Below are 18,866 nucleotides of genomic sequence, written 5' to 3'. Positions count from 1 at the left end.
GTATGGGGATAAACGTTGGCATTATCGGTTGTGGGTCGATTACGAAATTTCGGCATGCGCCTGAATACAAAGCAAGTCCATATGTGGACGAAATCGTGTTTTACGATCGAAACTTGGATCGTTCAGAAGCGCTGGCAGCCATATTTGGCGGCCGAGTTGCAGAGACGGCCGATGACCTTTTCAATGACCCAAATATCCACATCATCAGCGACTGTTCGTCCAATGAGCACCACCATTTGTTTTCCACAAAAGCGTTGTTGAGCGGCAAGCATGTGCTTTGCGAAAAGCCGATCGCGCTGACGGTCGAACATGCCCGAGAGATCATCGAGGCACAAAAGATATCGGGCAAGAAATTAATGGTGGACCACAATCAGCGCTTTACGCGCGCGCACCAAAAAGCAAAAGAAATTCTCCAAAGCGGTGAATTGGGAAACATATTAACCTTTCAAACGACGTTCGGACATTCCGGTCCGGAAGACTGGGGATTCAATAAAACCAATTCGACGTGGTTCTTCAAGAAAGAACGTTCAGGGCACGGTGTAGCAGGAGATTTGGGGATTCATAAAGTGGATTTGCTGCATTATTTATTGGATGACGAAATAGAGCAAGTCAGTGCCTTTCAAGGAGCTCTCCATAAAAAAGATGAAAACGGCAATCCGATAGAAGTGTGCGACAATATTGTCGCCACTTTGAAAACAAAAAAAGGAAAGATCGGGACCGCCTCTTTTTCGTGGACCTATTACGGAGAAGAAGACAATAGCACCGTTATCTACTGTGAAAAAGGAATTTTGAAAATTTACCAAAGCGAACAATACCAGATAGAAGTGCTGACGAAAAATGGGGAAAAAGTGCATTATGAACTTGAAGCCATTCAAACAAATGACAACCAAACTCCAAGCGGCGTTATTGACGCATTTGTCGAAAGCGTTCGCTTGGACCAGCCGCCATCTGTCACCGGGGAAGATGCACTGGCATCATTAAAAGTCATCCTGGGAATTATTGAGGCGGCCGAAACAGAAAAAGTCGTCACGATTCAAAGCGAAACGCTCTTATCGCTATAAAGTTGGTCCGTAAAAAGAAAACAGCAAGGGATGAAATCTTTGGATTTCATCCCTTGCTGTTTTTGTGTTTCTTCATTTTTCTCAGCAATTCTGCAAACAAAAAGACATAAAGCACAACAACCATCAAAACTAACGCTAAGGCAATTTTTTGGTACAGATGGCCTTCCCAAGTTAGAAAAACACCGGTTTGAGCGACAATGACGCAAAGGAAGAGAACCAAGTAAAACGACAACATCCGCTGGTACATGTTTTTAATAGAAGATGCGTCTGAATAAATTCGTTGATCGCCAATTTTGTCTTTTTCGGCGCGGAAATAATGGAATTGGCTGATAGCCGTGTGGACATGTTCCCATCCGGCCAGTTCGTATAATTGAAAGTATTCGTCATTCGGTTCTTGGAAATCGGTTTGATAAATATAAGATTTAGTGGAGTCTTCCTCAAAATAATAAAAAACGCCTTTGTGCTTCACAAAATGAAAGCCCTTCTCCGACATTTGGGTCAGCCACTCGGCTTCTTTTTCTAAATCGGCACTAAGAAAGAGTTTAAACTTTTTTAACGTCTTCAACTTTCTTCCACTCCTTTCAATAGATCGTCACTGATGGCAATCATCTTTTTAAAGCGGTTGTACTCCGTTTCGAACGTTTTTTGTCCTTCATTGGTCAAGCGATAAATTTTCTTTTGGCGGTTGTCTTTTTCAACGGTGACCAATTCAATGAGTTTTTGCTTTTGCAAATTGGTCAGCACGCCGTATAACGTTCCGGGAGCCAACACAATCTCGCCATCGCTGTACTGTTCGATTTCTTTTATGACGCCATAACCGTGCAAAGGTCCTTTTGCCAGCGCCAATAAAACCAAATACGTGGACTCAGAAAGCGGCTGCATGCCATCACCCCTTTTTATATCGTTATCCGATATATCGTTACTCATAGTATAGGTGTCGATATATCGAGTGTCAAGGTATAATGGAGAGAAAATAAAAAACTTCCTCTTCGCGATGGAAGAAGAAGTTTTGCAGTTATTCATCAAATTGCAAGTCGTCCATCCATGTGGACATATGCGCTTGAATTTCTTTGTTTTTTTCAGGATCGACCGTTTCCAGCAAATCGATTTCAAATTCTCTTAAGTTTGTGTTCTTTACGTAAGTGGCTGTGAAGGCCGGTTCTTTAATGGAAATGACGGTCGAATCGGTGTCTGTGGTTTTTTCGACGGTGAGATGAAGAATGCCGCCAATTTTTCGGTACAATTCATCTTGGTGGGACAAGAAATTGCCGAGCGAATAAACCACGAAACTTTTTCGTCCATCTGCGGTTTCGATCCATTCAGCAGGCTGAAGAACATGAGGGTGATGGCCCAAGATGATATCGGCTCCTTGTTCAGCAGCAAAATGCGCCATTTCTTTTTGTTCCGCATTTGGCATTCTTTCGTATTCTGTCCCAAAATGAAGGCTGAGCACGACAACGTCTGACTGTTCTTTTGCTTTGGCAATCTCTTTTTGAAGATTTTCTTTATCAAGCCGGTTCACTAAATAGCTTTTTCCGGCAGGCGATTCAATGCCATTTGTTCCATAGGTGTACGATAAAAAAGAGAACGTAATGTCATTTCGAGTAAGAGTTGTAATTTGAGATTGATCTTCCTCGGAAAGGGAAGCGCCGGAATGGGCGATTCCGATTTTGTCCCAATAGTTGATGGCGTTTTTAACCGCCTTTTCTCCCCGGTCAAGTGTGTGGTTGTTTGCCATCGAAACTACGTCAATACCCGCATTTTTCAACGCGTCCCCGACTTCATATGGGCTATTGAAAGAAGGGTAAGTGGACACGCCGATATCGCTTCCGCCAATAATGCTTTCGGAATTGGCAACGGTGATATCCGATCGTTCCAAGTAGGGTTTTACTTTTTCAAACATGGGATTAAAATCATACCCGCTTTCCGTTTCGGCGTCCAAGTAAACCGAGTCGTGGATCAAGACATCACCAATCGCAGAAAGGGAAGCGGTGCTCGTTTTGACAAGCTCTTCAGGGACAGTGGCGACCGGCGTCTTGCGGTTTTGGCTGTCAGTTGCCGGACTGCCCTGATGGGATGCGCAGCCGGCAACAAGCAAAACCATAATGACCAGAAATGAAGCGAGAATCGTTTGTTGTAATTTCATCCTGTACCCTCCGAATTCTTCATCTTTTTCTTCTATTCCTATTCGTCAAAAGTTAAGTTGTTTATCCATGTAGACATATGCGCTTTGACTAAGGTGTTTTTGGGCGGATTTACATTCTTTAATAACTCGATTTCAAAATTTCGATAACCGGAATGTTTAACGAAAGTGGTTGTAAATGAAGGATCTTGTATAGCAATCATCGTTGAATCGGCGGTGGTGGTTTTCTCGACGGTTAAGTGAAGAATCGCTCCGATTTGCCGGTCCAGTTCGTTTTGTCCAGACAGGAAATTTCCTAACGAGTAGACCACAAAACTTTTTCTGCCGTCTGCCGTTTCGATCCATTCGGCAGGCTGCAAGACATGGGGATGGTGCCCCAAAATAATATCGGCTCCTTGTTCAGCTGTAAAATGGGCCAAGTCTTTTTGTTCAGCGGTCGGCAATGGTTCATATTCATTTCCAAAATGCAGGCTGACCACGACGACATCCGATTTGCTTTTTGCTTTTGCTACATCTTGTTTGATTTTTTCTTTATCGATTCGATTGACGAGAAACTCTTTTCCAGCAGGCGCCGCAATGCCATTGGTGCCATATGTATAGGATAAGAACGAAAACGTAATGCCATTTTTGGTCATCGTTGCAATGCGCGCGCTGTCTTCTTTGGAAAGGGCAGAACCCGTATGAACGATGCCGATTTCATCCCAATGATGAATGGCGTTTTCGATGGCTTTTTCTCCTCGGTCGAGCGTATGGTTGTTCGCCATGGACACAACGTCAATGCCGGCGTCTTTCATGGCATCGCCTACTTCAAAAGGACTGTTAAAAGACGGGTAAGAGGACAAGCCGATTTCACTGCCGCCGATAATGCTTTCGGAGTTGGCGACCGTGATATCGGATTTTTCCAGATAAGGCTTCACGTTTGCAAACATCGGATTAAAGTCATAGCCGCTTTTGGTTTCGGCGTCTTTGTAAAGAGGCGTGTGAATCAGGACATCGCCGATAGCTGAGAGAGAAGCGGTACTGGTTTTTACAAATTTTTTGGTAGGGAGACTCACTGGCGCTTGCCTTGATTCAAAGCGGTCTTCTGCTTTTTCCTCAGCCAATGTGGCGTTTTGAGAACCGCACCCTGCCAGCAATGATCCGCTTATCAGCAGAAGAAGAAAATATGATAATTGTGTGAATTTCAATTGCTTCACTCCTATCGTGAAAAATCAGTGAGAAAGTAACAGTGCTAAAAATAATGAGATAAAATAAAAAAAGTACAAAAATACAATTTTTTTCTCGTAACTTACTACTAGATTAATCTAAAAGCGATGAATAAACTACTTATTTTTGAAGAGATATAGTTAAAATTGCTTTTTGTTTTAGGTATTTTAGCCTTCATTCTAGCTGTTGAAAAATTACTAAAGATTTATGCTTAAAAGACAGAATATTGACAATTTAAAGAAAATTATTATCATAGGAGGTAGCAAGCTTATGTGAAACTTCATGAAGCATATCAAACCAAAAGGAGGAAAAAGCCTTGACGATTTTCGAGGAAAAACAGCCTGCTGTGTCGCTGGAAAAGCTGAAATGGATGTATGAACACATGGTGAAGATTCGGTATTACGAAGACCAGATGGTGGATGCTTACAGTGAAGGGAAGACGCCGGTATTTAATATTGGTGCCGGAACTGTGCCGGGTGAGATGCATTTAGCGACTGGCCAAGAACCCGCAGCGGTTGGCGTTTGTGTGCATTTGACTAAAGATGATACGGTCACAGCACCTCATCGTCCGCATCATCACGCCATTGCAAAAGGCGTGGATCTGAAAAAAATGACCGCTGAAATTTTTGGGAAAGAAACCGGGCTTGGCAAAGGAAAAGGCGGCCATATGCATTTGTTTGACCCAAACGTCAAGTTTTCGTGCGGAGGCATTGTCGCGGCTGGTATTCCACATGCTGTCGGTGCAGCTATGGCCAGTAAAATGAAAGGGCATGACTGGGTGGCTGTGGCCTTTATCGGTGAAGGGGCTGCAAATGCTGGTGCTTTCCACGAATCGCTGAACTTGGCAGCACTGTGGAATTTGCCGTTGATCGTTGTGGTGGAAGACAATTCTTACGGAATTTCCGTAGCGAAAACCGATTCGACAGCGATTGCTTCAAATGATTTGCGTGCAGCGGCATATGGCATTGCGGGTGCTTACGTAAAAGACAACGATCCGATTGCAATGTATAAAGCGGCAGAAGAAGCGGTGGCCAGAGCACGGACCGGGCAAGGGCCCACCATCATTGAAATTCAGACATACCGGTTCTTAGGCCATTTCCAAGGAGATCCGGAATTGTACCGCGACAAAGCGGAAGTGCCGGGGCTTCGCCAGTTGGACCCGATTCTCAAATTGCGGAAGCAGTTAATGGAAGCAGAAGGCATAAACGAAGCGGAACTCGAAGAAATTGAAACGCGTGCAAAAAAAGAAGTCGATGAAGCTTACCAATTTGCGCGGGACAGCCAGTTCCCGAAACCTGAAGATGCACTTCGCGATGTGTTCACATCTTAAAAAACGAAAGGGGCAAATCCGGAATGGAGACAGCGAAAAAAAGAATACTGACAGGGAATAAAGCAATGGCTGAAGCAATAGCGCTTGAAATGGAACGGGATCCGAATGTGTTCGTACTCGGAGAGGATGTCGGGAAATACGGGGGGATCTTCGGTTCGACTCAAGGATTGATTGATCGCTTTGGGAAAGAGCGGGTACTTGATACACCGATTTCAGAAACCGCCTTTATCGGCGCTGCAATTGGAGCAGCGGCAGAAGGAATGCGGCCGATTGCAGAATTGATGTTCGTTGACTTTTTCGGCGTCTGCATGGATCAAATTTACAACCACATGGCGAAGATCCCGTATATGTCAGGAGGAAATGTCCGCTTGCCGATGGTATTGATGACCGCTGTCGGAGGCGGCTATAACGATGCGGCGCAGCATTCCCAAACGCTTTACGCCACATTCGGCCATATGCCCGGCCTGAAAGTGGTCGCACCATCGAATCCCTATGATTTAAAAGGCATGATGATTTCGGCGATCCGCGACGACAATCCGGTTTTATTCATGTTTCACAAATCGCTTCAGGGGCTTGGTTGGATGGAACAGCTGGATGCATCAGTGGCTCATGTGCCAGAAGAAGCCTATACGGTGCCGCTCGATAAAGCGAAAGTAGTGCGGGAAGGCAAAGACGTAACCATCGTCGGAATTCAAATGATGACGCATTATGCGGTCCAAGCAGCGGAGCGCCTAGCAAAAGAAGAAGGCATCGAAGCGGAAGTCATTGATTTGCGATCTGTTGCGCCGATTGACAAAGAAACGATCCTTCAATCCGTTCGGAAAACGCGGCGATTGTTTGTCGTTGACGAAGATTACCGCTCTTATGGCATGACGGCTGAAATCGCCGCGATTGTGGCCGAAGAAGCATTTTATGATTTAGAAGCGCCGATTGGCCGGCTTGCGGTGCCCGACGTGCCAATTCCTTACAGCGCGCCGCTCGAAGATTTCGTCATTCCGGGACCGAATAAAATCTTTGAACACGTAAAAAAACTGGTGCATGAGGAATAGCGAGGAATACTGGAGGTGGGGGAATGTTTGAAGTCCGGCTGCCGCAATATAGGGAAGACATCGATGAAAGCTTGATTGTGATCTGGTTCGTTTCCGAAGGGGATAAAGTGAAAGAAGGCGACCGGCTTGTGGAGGTGCAGACCGAAAAAGCCATTACCGAAATCGAAGCGGAAATTAGCGGAACCATCCGGGATATTCTCGTCGAAAGAGGCGAATCTGTTAAAGCAGGTGAAGTATTGGCAACGATTGATCCTGCAGGCGGTGTAAAGGAAGAGGATGACTATAAAAAAGAGAACGTAACTCAAGTAAAATCGCAGGCAGCCATAGAAGAAACGCCGACGGTTGAAGAGAGCAATATGCGCGTGGCTCCGGGACTGCGGCGGCTCGCCAAAGAACTGGCCGTTCAATTGCCAATGGTCGGCGGCACAGGCAGAAACGGAAAGATTACAGAAGAAGACATTCGCCGGGCGGCGGCTGGGAATTCCTTGGAACAAAGCGAAATACAGACGAACAATCTAAATGAAGGAATTCCATTTGAAGGCATACGTGCTGTAATTGCTAGAAGGATGACAGAAAGCCTAAAAGACAGCGCACAATTGACGATTACATCGTGGGCAGATGTAACCGATCTTGAGGAAAAAAAAGCAGCAATTGATGAAGTGATCGGGTGGACCGCATTGATTGGAGCGGCAGTCGCCCAGACACTTCCCGCTCATATGGCGCTGAATGCACATGTTTTTGAGGCATCTGTTCAGCCAAAATCATACATTCATCTCGGATTTGCGATTGATACGATCCAAGGCTTGCAAGTGGCCGTTGTCCGAGATGCCAATAAACAAACGCCGGCTGACTTGCACAAAACCTTGATGGAACTTGCTGAAAAAACAAGGAATGGAAAGCTATCGGTCAATGAAAGCTCAGGCAGTACGTTTACAATTACAAGCCTGGGGCAATACCACATCCAATTCTTTACACCCATTATCAATCCTCCGGAAGCAGCGATACTGGGGATTGGGCAAATCGAGCCACATCTTGAACTGCGTGATGGAATAATGGCAGAAAGGATGCGGTTGCCATTAAGTTTAACATTTGACCATCGGGCAATCGACGGGGCACCGGCTGCCCAGTTTTTAAGTGATCTCGTACGAGTGATTGAAGAAACGGGACGATTACTAGGGAAATAATTTTGAGTCCTTTGGAAACTTGGCGCATTAGGCATATTAAAAAACATTAAGGAGATGGAACAGATGGCTGGCTCCGGTTTTATCTTTCAGACAACCGCTAAAAATGTTGGCGGACCAGGTGGCGTCAGTTTTTTGGCAGATGGTTCTTTTTCGGCGCGTGTGGCACACCCGATTGAAATGGGCGGCGAAGGAGACGGCAACAATCCAGGACAATTTTTGGCGCTTGGCTACAGCACCAGTTTCAATTTTACATTAGCCAGAATTCTAAAAGAACAAGGAATTACTGGGGAACCAATTGTCGCCTCGACCATTGAATTGCACCCAGATCCATCCGACAATGGTTTTAAATTGGCGGTAAAAATTGAGTTAGCTATTCAAGGGTTGGAAAAAGAAGAAGTTCAACTTTTAGCGGACAAAGCGCATTTGCTCTGCCCCTATTCCAAAGCTATGAAAAACAATATTGAAGTAACACTAACGGCTGTTTCTTATGTGGCCATGGCTTGATTGGACTTGCGAATAAATGGCTTTAAGAAGGAGAAGAGTTCTATGCTCTACAACGTCGTGTTATTCCTTCACATTTTAGGAGCGGTAACCATGTTTATGGCTATGGCCATTCTTACTGTAGCAATGCTTTCAATGCTGCAGGCAAAAGAAACAATAGCAATTCGGCAATGGTCCAGCCTTGCTGTAAAAACCGATGCGCTTTTTCCACTCAGCACATTAATTATTCTTCTGCCAGGACTGTATTTGGTGTTTGCTGCTTGGGGATGGGGAACCGCTTGGATCAACGTATCGCTGGCCGTGCTTCTCGTTCTCAGTTTTTTAGGGCCGGTCATCAATCTTCGCCGTTTGAAAGGAATACTAGAGGCTGCCGAGTTTGAAACCGAAACGGTTCCTTCTGCTGAATTGATGAGAAAAGTGAGAGACCGGGGTCTTTGGACTTCCGTTTCTACAATGGCAATGCTCGTCGTTGGCATTCTGTTTTTAATGGCTGTCAAACTGCCGCTTATTGGTTCACTGGTGACCATGGTGATTGCCGCAGCAGCTGGAATCATGTTGTCAAACCGGATACTGGCTAAAGCCAAACCAACAGAAGCGCCAGATACGGCCTCGTTCCGTTGAGAAAATACAGGTCAATAAACCCGTTTAGGAGAATATCCTAGACGGGTTTCTCAAGAAAACAGAACTATATAAGTTGAACTAAGTATTCGACTTGTCGATATTCCGCAAAACAGCTGCAAAGATATGAACCAAATGGAGTTTGGGTCATATCTTTGCAACGAGCTTGCGCAGGAGCACTATTCTTTGCTCTTCCCAAAGCGACCGAAGCGGCTTATAAAAAGCACCTTCTTTAGTTCAACTTATATAGCAAAATTTCAGATAATATTCCTTGACAGGAATATTCAATTCGGCGTATATTATAGGCATGAAAACACTGTTGACTTCATTAGCTGAACCCAATCGTTTAAATATCGTTGAACTGTTAAAGCAAGGGCCCTTAACCGTGGGAGAAATAGCAGAACGGCTGCATCTTCGGCAGCCGCAAGCATCCAAACATCTCCGTGTGTTGAGTGAGGCCGGCATTGTTGTTGTCCATCCAGTGGCGAATCGCCGGGTGTATGAATTGAATCCCGAGCCTTTTATGGAGCTTCAAAAATGGGTGGAAAGTTATCACCACCTTTTTGAAGACCGGTTCAGCCAATTGGAGCAATACTTAGAGGACGTACAAAAACAAGAAAAGGAGGGAGAAGAGTCATAATTGCTGCTTGCTTTTGGGATTAAACCAACAAGGAGGATTTTCAATGTCCACTAACCGCGAATCCAACGCTTCTGTTTCAAGAGTCGAAGGGCTTGAACTGATTATGGAACGGTTTTTTGTTGCCCCAAGAGAGTTGGTCTTTGACATGTTTGTAAATCCTGAGCATATTGTCAATTGGTGGGGGCCGCATGGCTGGACGACAACTAATTATCAAATGGATATCCGGCCTGGCGGAGTTTGGCATTATTGCATGCGTTCCGAGGAAGATGGAACGGAAGCTTGGGGCAAGGCGGTCTATGAAGAAATCGTCAAACCGGAACGGCTCGTGTATACCGATTCTTTCAGTGATGATAAAGGAAACAATGTGGATGGGATGCCCATTATCAAAGTCATCTCTGAATTTTTTGAAGAAGGAAACGGAACAAAAATCATCAGCAGATCGTTGTTCGAAACCAAAGAAGAACTTCAAAGAGTTTTGGATATGGGCGTAGTGGAAGGCATGGACGAAACATTCGACCGTTTGGACGGGTACTTGAATTTACAATAAGAAGAGGAAATAAAAGAGTGGGGTCTTTGCAAAGGCGCTGCTCTTTTTTGGTTCACAATAAAGCCATTTTATCGACTAAATGGTAGGTTTTATTCTCCCCACACCGGCAATAACAAGAACAACAACACTAAAAGTGCGAGGAGGGTCTAAATGGACACAAGCAAATATTTGGTGAAACAAGATCAAGAAGTGGATCTTAAAACATTCGCAAGTTCGGAACAAAATGGTTTGAATGAAGAAGAATTACGTGAAAAACTGATTCCTGAAAGCATAGAAAAACTGAAAGAACTGCATTTGAAACTTCAAGCGGAAGAAGAAAAGGGCATTGTTGTTGTTTTGCAGGCAATGGACGCTGCGGGAAAAGACGAAACCATCAGCTATATCTTTTCTAATTTGACCGCCCAAGGGCTGAAAGTGACATCGTTTAAAAAGCCGACGGAAGAAGAATTGGCACATGATTATTTGTGGAGATTCCACAAAGGATTGCCGGCAAGAGGCGAAATCGGGGTGTTTAACCGTTCTTATTACGAGGAAGTCATTGCACCGAGAGTCCATAATTTGCTGGAATCGACGCCGCTTCCGGATGAACTGATCGATGAAAACATATGGGACATCCGTTACCGGCAAATCAATAATTTCGAAAAATACTTAGTGGAGAATGGCTTTCCAGTCGTCAAGTTCTTTTTCAATATGTCGAAGGAAGAACAGAAAAAGAGGCTGCTTGAACGCATGAAGAACCCGGATAAAAACTGGGAGTTCTCATTTAACGATGTAAAAGAACGACAGCATTGGGACGGCTATCAGCACATATTCGAGGACATGCTCAACCACACGTCGACTGAATATGCCCCGTGGTACGTCCTGCCGGCAGATGATGAATGGTATTCCCGGTACATTGTTTCGGAAGTTATGGCGGAACTGCTGCAAAAAATCAATCCGCAATACCCGGCAATTACTGGAGAAGAAAAAGAAGAGCTGGATAAAGCAATCAAGATTTTGGAAAATGAGTAATAAGTTAGAAAGCCTGCTTGAAAATCATTTGATTTTCAGGCAGGCTTTTTAGCTTGGCGCTTTAGTGGAAGGATTCAAATTTCTTTAGCAGCTTACCCAGTAAATAATCAATTTTATGATTGGAGGAGGTAAAAAACGATGAACGTTCGTAAAGTGTTTTAGCTCATTTACGAACGTTTTCTGATGTTTTCCCATCCTAAAAAAACGAACTGACTTCTTTTCTGAAAAAGTCAGTTCGTTTTATTGGCGTTAATTTTTATATAAAGGGCTTGAGCCGCTTGATCAATCGACGTGTAATATTCGGCCTGCTGCTTTTCATTGGAGGTAACTTCTAGCAGGTACGTATCTTTTAGGCACTTCACGGTTAGCGTTTCCTTCTCGCCAATTGTGAAGGAATGACTGATGGAAGAAAAATTGAAGGTGCACGAAAGCTGCAATAGACTTTTAATGTGTTCCAACTTCATAACAATCGCGTTCTTTCTTTCTGTGACGTAGTGTTTTCAGCTCCAAGAGATGCCAGTTCTTTTTATAAGTTTTTTACCCGGTTCTTTGCCATTTAATCAAAAAACTCTTGAACTATTTAAACAAACAGATGGAATAGTTGGAAGCATGGCCAAAGGAAAGTGGCCATCTGCTGTAAGTATAAAAGAAATGGGATTCACGAAGGGAAAGCAAGGGTAATAAACCTATATCACCTAAACGTTCAGCAGTAGAGGCAAGGTGAATCGGCGGTACTTGCGTATCAACTAGCTCTTGTCCTTCGTGACTCTACAAATAAAAGAATTTGCCAAAAAGGAGCTTGAGTTATGACAAATGATAAAACGGTCCAAACGAAAATCGAAGACTTTATCTCTTCTTTTTTGCAGAGCCAATTCGGCGAAGCTCCAAACTCTGTGAAGGCAGCCATCCGAAATCCTTTTATTGCGATCCACCTGATCGGTTTTTCACTTCCGGGTGAAAACATTCTCTTAAAAAGAAAGGAAGCCAAACGGGTTGGACAGACAAGGGATCTCTTGCTTAACGCCGTCAAACCGGAACTGTTCCAAGAGCTGGCGAAGCTTGCAGGATTTAGCGTGAAGGAAATCTACGCTGACTGGAACTTTGAAAAGGAAAGCGGCCTGCTGATTGCGGTGCTGGATGTGGAAGCAGACCCAGCGTCTTTTATTTATCCGGAAGACGTAAATCAAGAAGCCCTGCACGAGATCGTCATCAGAATCAGTAAAATCACGCAAAAAGCACCCGAAACGATTAAGAGCTATTGGTTGAATGACACCACGGTCTTGGTTGAGCGGAGGGGCATCATGGTTGATATTGAAAAAGAATTGATCAAAAACGGGGTGATTGAAGAATTGAGGTTGGCCAAGCGGCCGCTCGAACACCGCGTAATGAAATTCTTTAAATTGGAACCTGTAATGAATCAAGAAATCGACGACTTGTTTGTCGACTGGAATTTCATTGAGGACAAAGCCTATATGGTCTTCATCTTGGGAGCGAAAACAAACTAGGCGATACAGGCCACTTTTCTTCTCCTCCAATGAAACCCACGGCTAAAAGCGTTTACTCAAAGAAAAGGGGGCGATTGAATGTCAAAAGAAAAAACAGTCCAAGCTGAAATCGGAGGCTATATCTCCGGTGTCTTTCGCAAGCATTTTGGTAAAGGCCCCACATCGGTCTATGTCACCATCAACCGTTCATTTGTCACCGTCCATTTCCGCGGACTCCTCGCACCGCCAGAACGACTTCTGGTTAAGCAGAATGAATTGAAACGCGTATTGGAAACAAGGGATTTGATGATGGTGGATCTGAAGCAGGAAATCATCGAAGGGATTAAGGAAGTGGCAGCGGTTGAGGTGAAAGAACTCTATGCCGATTGGGACCTGATAAAAGAGACGGGCATGATTATCGGGGTCCTAGAAGAAGAACTAGAAGCAGGGAAATGGACAGACGATGCAGTGGAGCAGGCCTTTAAGAAAGAAATGGAAGAAGCGAGCCGAAAGGCAGAAAAAGTGCCTGGCCGTGTTGAGTCGTATTGGCTAAGCGACCGGGTGTTGCTGGTCCGCCGTTCTGAGATTTTGGTGCAGATTGAAAAAGAATTGATCAAAAACGGTTATGAGGAAGTATTGAAATTGTGCAAGCGTCCGCTGGAGCATCAAATGCTTGGCGAGGTTCAGATAGAGGCCGTATTAAACCGGCGCGTAAGTGAAACCTTCTTTGACTGGAACTTCGAGGCGGATGTGGGTTATATCGTGTTTTTATTGGAACCGAAAGGGCTTGAAGCGAAGCAATAAGAAAAGCCTCGATTAAACTTCCCTGTAAATGAGAACTGCCCCTCCATTGTTAAATAACTTCAACTAAAGAGGGGCGGATCATTTTTAATTTTTTATCTCAAATAAGGTTGAGCTTGCCTTAAACCTGTTCTGTTAAACCTTGAAAGGATTGGCAGTTGGGGCATTCACTATAAGCATCCTTTTCTTCTAACTGATAAATATACGTATGAGAATCTGTAAATTCTCTTTTGCCGAACGGTGTAGACATAAATCCACAGGCATCCCCTGCAAACATCCGGCGATGAATTTGTTTTTTTAAGTGATCAACAAAGTAAGTCATTCGTGTGCACTCCTTCCCTTGAACTAAGATTAAGGACGAAAAAAACCGAAAAACATCGATAACGATGTTTTTCGGCTTTATTAGCAGCGCTACTGTCTGCAACAGATTACCATATATCAGATTCTATTTTAGTTCCTATAAATTCCTTAGTTAAAATGGTTCTTTTTTTGTACGGTTTAATTCGAAGATGGAAACGCTACTGTTTTCCAAGTACGTTTATTATACTTGATTTTCTGTTTGAAGGAAAGAGTAGAAGTTGACTTATTTGAGAAAAAATACCCTAATTTTAAAGAAGTTGTATGAAAAAATGAAAAGGAGGTGAGAGACTTGGTTGATAAAGAAACACAGATACGAATCCTTCTTTATGGGAGCGCCTTGGACTTTGCATGCAAAACCTTAGGCGTGAACAATATGATGATACATAAATACTCTGAAGTTTTTACGGTAAGTAATGAAGAAGTGTATGAATACACAGTTGTCCATGGACTCCCACAAAACGAGTTTTCAAGCAAAGATGCGCTGGTTGAAGGCTTTCACTATTATAGGGAAGATGGAAAATGGTATACCTTTTTCAGGGAAAGAGGGCATATCTTTGATAAAAAGTACTTTGATGAAGAAGAGCTTGCTAAAAGATACATTGTCAAAACCTTGCTGCAGTTAAGTGGAACGGGGCTATATTAATAGTTGCAGAAGTCTGCATGCACTTATGGTACTTTTATCTATGAAAAACAAAAATGAATCATCTATACGAAAACAAAAGATCTATCCAACGCACCCCAGCAATCCATTACCAGAGGATTGCTGGGTTTTTCAATTCGTTTAAAGAATTTGTTAAATGAAATCATGGAATGTTAAGAAAGTATAGGCAATGCTAAAAGATTGCTAGTGATAGCGCTTTCATAACGGCTCTGCCCCGATATAATTAAATTTGTAGGAAATGACAAAACAGTTTGAGAGGGGAATGGATATGAAGAAAACGAGCAAAAAGTTCTCGCTTCTGCTCATGCTTATGATTGTTGCATTAATCACAGCAGCATGCGGCGGCGGAGGAGAAAGCGGCAGCGGCAGTGAAGGGGGAGGCGGCGGTGGCGGTCAAGTTGACGTCGGCATCGTATTGCCAACTAAAGATGAACCAAGATGGGTGCAAGATGAGCAGCGCTTTAAAGATGCGTTAGCTGAAACGGACTATTCGACTGAGATTTTATTCAGCCAAGGATCTTCTGCGAAAGAAAAAGAAAACGTGGATATTTTGCTGAACAAAGGAATCAAAGTTTTGATCATCGCGCCGCACGACGGAGCAGCGGCAGCAGCGGCAGTAGAATCAGCTAAAAAAGACGATGTTACGGTTATTGCTTATGACCGTTTGATCACTGACACTGAAGCAGTAGATTACTACGTAACGTTCGACAGCTTGGCTGTTGGTGCAGCTCAAGCGCAATACTTGATCGACAATGCTGAAGGATCAGGCGTGCCATTGTACTTGTATGCGGGCGCTTCTTCTGACAACAATGCGTTCTTGTTCTTCCAAGGAGCATGGAGCGTTCTTCAGCCAAAAATTGCAGATGGCACCTTTAAAATTGCCAACTCAAGCGAAGCGGAAGCATTGAAAGATACTGCTGAACTTTCACGTGATCAGCTGGGCAAAATTTTGGGCCAAGTTACAACAAACTGGGATCCAAATGAAGCGAAAAACAAAGCACAAACGCATTTGACTGGCGTGGGCGCAGATATGAAAGGCGACATTGCGATTTTGGCGCCAAACGATGGCACAGCGCGCTCAATCGCTGACGTATTCGCATCAGACAGCGAAGTAACAAACTACACAATCACTGGGCAAGATGCTGAAAAAGCTTCTATTCAGTACATTATTGATGAGAAACAATCGATGACGGTATTCAAAGATGTCCGCACACTTGTAAAAGATGCGATGGATATGGCTGTAACTGTTCTTGAAGGCAGCGATCCAGAAACTACTGGGACATACGACAACGGTGTAACAGAAGTAAAAGCAAAACAAACAGATGTAATTACAGTAAATAAAGACAACGTTAAAGCTGAATTGATTGATTCCGGCTACTATGAAGCAAGCGAGTTCACAGGGTTGGAGTAAATAACTATAGCAAAACGCGAAATAGTGATGGATCCGTCTATCACTATTTCGTCATTGCTTTTGTTTTTTGTTAAAGGAGGGATATCGATGAGCGAAGCTATTTTAGAGATGAAAGGGATTTCCAAGGAATTTACAGGAGTCAAAGCGCTCAGCAATGTCAATTTCAAAGTGGAAAAAGGCGAAATTCACTGTTTGATCGGCGAAAATGGGGCTGGAAAATCTACGTTGATGAAGGTGCTGAGCGGCGTTTATCCTTATGGTACATATCAAGGCGACATCGTTTATGAAGGCAAGGTGCAGCAGTTCAACAATATAAACGATAGCGTCAAAGACGGAATCGTCATCATTCACCAGGAACTGGCGTTATTTCCAGATTTAACGGTGTACGAAAATATTTTTGCCGGCAATGAAGTGAAGCGCGGCGCATTTCTTGATTGGAACGAAACAATCGTTCAAGCAAAGAAATTGCTGCAAAAAGTGAAATTGAATGTCAATCCCGAAACGCTGGTTAAAGATTTAAGCGTCGGGAAGCAGCAGTTGGTGGAAATTGCAAAAGCGTTGAGCAAAGACGTCAAGCTGCTGATTTTGGATGAACCAACGGCCGCACTTAATGAAGATGACAGCGAAAATTTATTAAAGCTGTTGAAAGATTTGCAGCAGCAAGGCATCAGCTGCATCATGATTTCGCATAAATTAAAAGAAGTGATTTCCATTGCAGACAAGGCGACCGTGCTTCGCGACGGCCAAACCATTTGCACCTTGGATGCTTCAAGCGAACCGATTTCCGAAGCCGTCATTATCAAAAACATGGTCGGCCGCGAAATTGAAGACATTTATCCGAAACGCGTCCACAAAACATCAGGAGAAGAAATTCTTCAGTTGTTTAACTGGTCGGCGTATGATGCCGAACTTGGCCGCGAGGTCGTAAAAGACGTCAACCTTCATGTGAAAAAAGGGGAAATTGTCGGCATTGCCGGTTTGATGGGATCGGGACGCACGGAACTGGCACTCAGCGTTTTCGGAAATCCGAAAGCGTATAAATTGCAAGGTGAGCTTTTATTGAACGGCAAACCGAAAAAACTTCCTCATACGCAAGACGCCATTAAGGCAGGGATTGCTTACGTGACCGAAGACCGTAAAGGCAATGGCCTTTTCTTGCTGCAAGACATTAAAAACAATGTCACCGCCGCGAATTTAAAAGGCATTTCATCAAATGGCATCATCAACGACAACGAAGAAATCAAAGTAGCAGGCGAATATAGAAAATCGATCAATATTAAAGCGTCTTCGCTGGAGCAGAACGTCGGCAATTTGAGCGGCGGCAATCAGCAAAAAGTATCGATCGGCAAATGGCTGTTTGTCGGGCCCAAATTGCTCATTTTGGATGAGCCGACGCGGGGCATCGACGTAGGGGCGAAGTTTGAAATTTACACGATCATGAACAAGCTCATCAGCGAAGGGTTAAGCATTATCATGATTTCTTCTGAACTCGGCGAAGTGCTCGGCATGAGCGATCGCATTTACGTGATGGGTGAAGGAAAAATCAAAGGCGAGCTGGCAATAGAAGAAGCCAGCCAAGAAAAAATTATGGAGCTTGCGACGCAATAGGGGGGAATAGCGGTGACTTTTTTTAATGAAGCGAAATTTCTAATCAAAGAAAATATACGTGATTACGGGATGTATATTGCCTTGTTCATCATCTTGGTAACGTTCTCGATTTTGACAGACGGGTTGTTCATGTCTTCCCGAAATATCAGTAATTTATTGGATTCAGCAGGGTATATCGCCGTATTGGCAGTCGGGATGACGCTCGTTATTGTGATACGCCACATTGATTTATCGGTCGGATTCGCTGCTGGATTTCTCGGTGCGATTGCGGCGATTTTCCTGACGCAAATGGGCGTGTCGGTGTATATCACAATTCCGGCTATTTTAGTATTTGGCATCATTGCCGGCTTGTTCAACGGATTTTTAATCGCTCAGCTCGGCATTCCGGCTTTTGTCGCAACACTTGCTGCGATGCTTATTTACAGAGGGGCGCTGCTTCTCGTAACCGAACGGACCGGAACGATAATCGTCAATGACGATAAATTCAATGCGCTCGGCAACGGATTTATCCCGTCGCTTGCAGAAGTGAACGGCTTGCATTTGTTGTCATTGATCATCGGTTTGATCGGCATTCTCCTTTATATTTACAGTGAATTCTCAACCCGCCGCAATAAAATCAAGTACCAATTTGAAGTGGTTTCAAAAGGCATTTTCGCCATGAAACTTATCTTGGTTTCGGCAGTCATTGCCTATATCACGTATATTCTAGCGGGTTACAACGGTTTTTCATGGACGGTAGTCATTATGCTGGTCGTTGTCATCATCTATCATTTCCTGACGACCAAAACGGTTCTAGGCCGCCACATTTATGCAGTGGGAAGCAATCCGGAAGCTGCCCATTTAAGCGGCATCAACGTAAAAAAAGTAACGTACATTGTTTTTGGTTCTATGGGAATGCTTGCTGCATTGTCAGGAATCTTGTTCACTTCCCGCCTTCAGTCTGCAACAACGACAGCCGGTACGCTGTTCGAGCTTGATGCCATCGCTGCCGCATATGTCGGCGGGGTATCTTCTGCCGGCGGTGTCGGAAAAGTAACCGGCGCCATTATCGGGGCCATCGTTATGGCTTCGTTGACAAGCGGCATGAACTTGATGGGTGTCGGAATTTCCTATCAATACATCATCCGCGGCGGCGTTTTGGCCGCAGCTGTAATTTTCGATGTTATGACCCGCAAAAAACGGGGTTAATCTATATGGAAAAAAGAGAGGCTCTAGCAGTCTCTCTTTTTTCTTCTATATAAAAGAATAAAC

Annotated in this window: 21 protein-coding genes; 15 read left to right on the top strand and 6 right to left on the bottom strand. The window is 44.1% G+C overall.

Annotated elements, in window-relative coordinates; all coding sequences use genetic code 11:
• The first annotated feature begins 2 nt into the window (after positions 1–2).
• Positions 3–1,061, top strand: coding sequence for a Gfo/Idh/MocA family protein (locus ACRRQV_RS13935; RefSeq protein WP_432531887.1), 1,059 nt, complete (start codon positions 3–5; stop codon positions 1,059–1,061).
• Positions 1,062–1,107: 46 nt separating this feature from the next.
• Here the strand turns inward: ACRRQV_RS13935 and ACRRQV_RS13930 are convergent, their stop codons facing one another.
• From ACRRQV_RS13930 to ACRRQV_RS13915, 4 genes are all read right to left on the bottom strand, one after another.
• Positions 1,108–1,626 (bottom strand): DUF2812 domain-containing protein, encoded by a 519-nt coding sequence (locus tag ACRRQV_RS13930; RefSeq protein WP_432531885.1) that lies wholly within the window; start codon positions 1,624–1,626, stop codon positions 1,108–1,110.
• A complete protein-coding gene (locus tag ACRRQV_RS13925) occupies positions 1,623–1,943 on the bottom strand; it encodes a PadR family transcriptional regulator (RefSeq protein ID WP_432531883.1) in 321 nt (106 codons plus the stop codon). The genes ACRRQV_RS13930 and ACRRQV_RS13925 overlap by 4 nt, the downstream gene beginning before the upstream one ends.
• A gap of 133 nt (positions 1,944–2,076) precedes the next feature.
• On the bottom strand, positions 2,077–3,207 hold the full coding sequence (locus ACRRQV_RS13920; protein ID WP_432531881.1) for a CapA family protein: 1,131 nt from the start codon (positions 3,205–3,207) through the stop codon (positions 2,077–2,079).
• Positions 3,208–3,245: 38 nt separating this feature from the next.
• Positions 3,246–4,400, bottom strand: a complete 1,155-nt coding sequence (locus ACRRQV_RS13915) for a CapA family protein (RefSeq protein ID WP_432531879.1) — start codon at positions 4,398–4,400, stop codon at positions 3,246–3,248.
• Positions 4,401–4,780: 380 nt separating this feature from the next.
• Here ACRRQV_RS13915 and ACRRQV_RS13910 point away from each other — a divergent pair, with 380 nt between their 5' ends.
• The 8 genes from ACRRQV_RS13910 (at position 4,781) to ACRRQV_RS13875 (ending at position 11,290) form a co-directional block, all read left to right on the top strand.
• Positions 4,781–5,740, top strand: coding sequence for a thiamine pyrophosphate-dependent dehydrogenase E1 component subunit alpha (locus ACRRQV_RS13910; protein WP_432532411.1), 960 nt, complete (start codon positions 4,781–4,783; stop codon positions 5,738–5,740).
• A gap of 23 nt (positions 5,741–5,763) precedes the next feature.
• Positions 5,764–6,789: an alpha-ketoacid dehydrogenase subunit beta gene (locus tag ACRRQV_RS13905; protein WP_432531877.1), complete on the top strand. Its 1,026-nt coding sequence runs from the start codon at positions 5,764–5,766 to the stop codon at positions 6,787–6,789.
• 23 nt (positions 6,790–6,812) lie between these two features.
• A complete protein-coding gene (locus ACRRQV_RS13900; RefSeq protein ID WP_432531875.1) occupies positions 6,813–7,973 on the top strand; it encodes a dihydrolipoamide acetyltransferase family protein in 1,161 nt (386 codons plus the stop codon).
• Positions 7,974–8,036: 63 nt separating this feature from the next.
• Positions 8,037–8,477 (top strand): Ohr family peroxiredoxin, encoded by a 441-nt coding sequence (locus tag ACRRQV_RS13895; RefSeq protein WP_432531873.1) that lies wholly within the window; start codon positions 8,037–8,039, stop codon positions 8,475–8,477.
• Between the two features lie 42 nt (positions 8,478–8,519).
• Positions 8,520–9,095 (top strand): DUF2269 family protein, encoded by a 576-nt coding sequence (locus tag ACRRQV_RS13890; RefSeq protein WP_432531871.1) that lies wholly within the window; start codon positions 8,520–8,522, stop codon positions 9,093–9,095.
• A gap of 304 nt (positions 9,096–9,399) precedes the next feature.
• Positions 9,400–9,732 (top strand): ArsR/SmtB family transcription factor, encoded by a 333-nt coding sequence (locus ACRRQV_RS13885; RefSeq protein WP_432531869.1) that lies wholly within the window; start codon positions 9,400–9,402, stop codon positions 9,730–9,732.
• A 43-nt stretch (positions 9,733–9,775) separates the two neighbouring features.
• Positions 9,776–10,279 carry an SRPBCC domain-containing protein gene (locus tag ACRRQV_RS13880; RefSeq protein WP_432531867.1) on the top strand — a complete coding sequence of 168 codons (504 nt, stop codon included), beginning with the start codon at positions 9,776–9,778 and terminating at the stop codon, positions 10,277–10,279.
• Between the two features lie 150 nt (positions 10,280–10,429).
• Positions 10,430–11,290 carry a PPK2 family polyphosphate kinase gene (locus ACRRQV_RS13875; RefSeq protein ID WP_432531865.1) on the top strand — a complete coding sequence of 287 codons (861 nt, stop codon included), beginning with the start codon at positions 10,430–10,432 and terminating at the stop codon, positions 11,288–11,290.
• 230 nt (positions 11,291–11,520) lie between these two features.
• Here the strand turns inward: ACRRQV_RS13875 and ACRRQV_RS13870 are convergent, their stop codons facing one another.
• Positions 11,521–11,754 (bottom strand): hypothetical protein, encoded by a 234-nt coding sequence (locus ACRRQV_RS13870; protein WP_432531863.1) that lies wholly within the window; start codon positions 11,752–11,754, stop codon positions 11,521–11,523.
• Positions 11,755–12,096: 342 nt separating this feature from the next.
• Here ACRRQV_RS13870 and ACRRQV_RS13865 point away from each other — a divergent pair, with 342 nt between their 5' ends.
• Positions 12,097–12,795 (top strand): Na-translocating system protein MpsC family protein, encoded by a 699-nt coding sequence (locus ACRRQV_RS13865; protein ID WP_432531861.1) that lies wholly within the window; start codon positions 12,097–12,099, stop codon positions 12,793–12,795.
• A 78-nt stretch (positions 12,796–12,873) separates the two neighbouring features.
• A complete protein-coding gene (locus ACRRQV_RS13860) occupies positions 12,874–13,578 on the top strand; it encodes a DUF2294 domain-containing protein (protein WP_432531859.1) in 705 nt (234 codons plus the stop codon).
• A 118-nt stretch (positions 13,579–13,696) separates the two neighbouring features.
• On the opposite strand, the gene ACRRQV_RS13855 is transcribed toward ACRRQV_RS13860, so the two are convergent.
• Positions 13,697–13,897 (bottom strand): hypothetical protein, encoded by a 201-nt coding sequence (locus tag ACRRQV_RS13855; RefSeq protein WP_432531857.1) that lies wholly within the window; start codon positions 13,895–13,897, stop codon positions 13,697–13,699.
• 327 nt (positions 13,898–14,224) lie between these two features.
• Between ACRRQV_RS13855 and ACRRQV_RS13850 the strand changes: the two genes are divergently transcribed.
• The 4 genes from ACRRQV_RS13850 to ACRRQV_RS13835 all read left to right on the top strand — a co-directional run bounded on the left by ACRRQV_RS13850 (position 14,225) and on the right by ACRRQV_RS13835 (position 18,803).
• A complete protein-coding gene (locus ACRRQV_RS13850; protein ID WP_432531855.1) occupies positions 14,225–14,578 on the top strand; it encodes a hypothetical protein in 354 nt (117 codons plus the stop codon).
• 286 nt (positions 14,579–14,864) lie between these two features.
• Positions 14,865–16,007: a sugar ABC transporter substrate-binding protein gene (locus ACRRQV_RS13845; protein ID WP_432531853.1), complete on the top strand. Its 1,143-nt coding sequence runs from the start codon at positions 14,865–14,867 to the stop codon at positions 16,005–16,007.
• A gap of 87 nt (positions 16,008–16,094) precedes the next feature.
• A complete protein-coding gene (locus tag ACRRQV_RS13840) occupies positions 16,095–17,615 on the top strand; it encodes an ATP-binding cassette domain-containing protein (protein WP_432531851.1) in 1,521 nt (506 codons plus the stop codon).
• A 12-nt stretch (positions 17,616–17,627) separates the two neighbouring features.
• Entirely contained in the window at positions 17,628–18,803 is a 1,176-nt protein-coding gene (locus ACRRQV_RS13835) for a sugar ABC transporter permease (RefSeq protein WP_432531849.1), read from the top strand.
• Positions 18,804–18,866: the final 63 nt, after the last annotated feature.

Source organism: Planococcus sp. YIM B11945, from assembly GCF_050864155.1.
Taxonomy (GTDB): domain Bacteria; phylum Bacillota; class Bacilli; order Bacillales_A; family Planococcaceae; genus Planococcus.
Note: the sequence above shows the minus strand (reverse complement) of the source record. Positions and strands in the feature narration are given on the sequence as shown.